The organism is Pseudomonas sp. P4_C3 (genome assembly GCF_056402075.1).
Genome location: NZ_JBFUIC010000523.1, coordinates 1 through 2,035 on the forward strand (window position 1 = coordinate 1; position 2,035 = coordinate 2,035).

At 51.5% G+C, this 2,035-nt stretch carries 2 protein-coding genes and 1 pseudogene; all 3 read left to right on the forward strand.

Annotated elements, in window-relative coordinates; all coding sequences use genetic code 11:
• Positions 1-129 (forward strand): annotated as a pseudogene (locus tag AC1DVH_RS30150) (histidine/lysine/arginine/ornithine ABC transporter ATP-binding protein); the annotation flags it as partial.
• Positions 130-141: 12 nt separating this feature from the next.
• Positions 142-639 (forward strand): Lrp/AsnC family transcriptional regulator, encoded by a 498-nt coding sequence (locus tag AC1DVH_RS30155; protein ID WP_477756872.1) that lies wholly within the window; start codon positions 142-144, stop codon positions 637-639.
• Positions 640-756: 117 nt separating this feature from the next.
• Positions 757-2,035 (forward strand): methyl-accepting chemotaxis protein (locus AC1DVH_RS30160; RefSeq protein ID WP_477756873.1); only part of this gene is annotated, 1,279 nt, incomplete at its 3' end.

Sequence of the window (2,035 nt, forward strand, 5' to 3'; positions counted from 1 at the left end):
GCCCGCAAGGTGTCGAGCCAGTTACTGTTTCTGCATCAAGGCCGAGTCGAGGAGCAGGGTGGGGCAGAGATTCTGGATAATCCGCGCAGCGAGCGCCTTCAACAGTTTCTGTCTAATGGACTGAAGTGAATAGAGTTAACAATGAAAAGGAAGGAAAAAAATCCCGATTTTTCACGAACATTGGGGCGTATTGATGAGGCTATCATTGACGTATTACGCCATGACGGGCGCATCACGTACCAGAAACTAGCAACACTTGTGCACCTGACCGCAAGCCCTTGCCAGCAACGCGTACGCAAGTTGGAGAGGCTAGGGGTGATTCGCGGTTATGGTGCGTTCATCGATGTGCAAAAGGTCTCACCGGGATTGTCCCTACAGGTATTGGTCGCTATATCGAGCCAGAATCGGCGCACTGCACAAAAAGCCTTCGAAGCATGTGTAGATAACTGTCCTCAGGTCCTGGAGTGCCGGCTTATTGGTGACCCGTTCGACTATAGCCTACGCATGCGCTGCAAGGACATGAAGCACTATCGTGCACTTACGGAAGTTTGGTTGGAGAATGAGGAGCTGTATATCGAAAAACTAGTTGCCTATCCTGAGCTGGCGGTAGTTAAGCATTCATCCACACACTGCGACTAGCGGTGAAAAGTATCAAAAGATGCAGGCTATGCATGAGATGAGCCGGTGAAGGCCTGAACGGCTGTCGTTGGCGTTAAATAATAAAAACAGAAATTTTTAATCTCGGGTAAATTGCCAATGACTGTCCACTTAAGGTTCAGCCACAAAGTTCTGCTCGCCGCATCGCTCGTAGTCATTGCAGCATTCTCATTATTCACACTGTACAACGATTATTTTCAGCGTGACGCTATACATACAAACCTCGAAAGCCACCTTGAGGGGATGAGCAAAATTGCTGCAAGCAATGTCCAGGCTTGGCTGTCTGGACGTGTTTTGCTGATAGACACCGWCGCTCAGACTGTTGCCAACGACAATACGCCGGACAGTGTGGTGCGCCTGCTGGAACAGAAGACGCTGCTTTCAACATTTAACTTCACCTATCTTGGGGGTATCGACGGCAGCTTTGCGATGCGACCAAAAGACGAATTGCCCGCCGATTATGACCCGCGTACCCGGCCTTGGTACAAGGATGCGATGGCAGCTGGTGGTACGACTTTGACTGAGCCGTACCTGGATGCATCCACTGGCCAGTTGATGATGACCATCGCTACTCCGGTTCACCATGGAAACCAACCTCTCGGTGTGGTCGGTGGTGACCTGACTTTGGATACCCTGGCGAAAATTGTCAGTTCGCTCGATCTGGGCGGCATCGGTTATGCCTTCCTGGTCAGTGCCGACGGCAAGATACTTGCTCACCCGGATAAAGACTTGGTGATGAAAAATCTTATCGATATCTATCCGCAAGACACACCCGCTATCAGTACCCATTTCAGTGAGACTGAGCAGGCGGGTGTTCCTTATATTCTGATGTTCTCGCCGATCAAGGGGCTGCCCTCGGTCAACTGGTATATCGGTTTGTCCATCGACAAGAAAAAAGCCTACCAGGCGTTAGGCGATTTCCGCGCTTCAGCTATTTTCGCCACTCTGTTTGCCGTGCTAATCACGTTGCTTCTACTGGGCATGCTAATCCGCGTACTGATGCAACCTCTGAGGTTAATGGGCAAAGCCATGCGCGATATAGCCCAGGGGGAGGGGGACCTGACCCGACGTTTGGCCGTGCATTCTCAAGATGAGTTTGGAGAATTGGCCAGCGACTTCAACCTTTTCGTGGAGCGAATCCAACATTCAATACGCGAAGTCTCATCAGCGACCGAACAAGTCAACGAAGTGGCAAAGCGAGTGATGTTTGCCTCCAGCTCATCCATAGCAAATTCCGACGAACAGGCCAATCGCACCAACAGCATTGCAGCAGCGATCAACGAGCTGGGTGCAGCCGCTCAGGAAATCGCGTGTAATGCCGGTGATGCCTCACTTCAGGCGTCAGATGCACGCCTTCAGGCTGAGGGTGGCCGGCAAG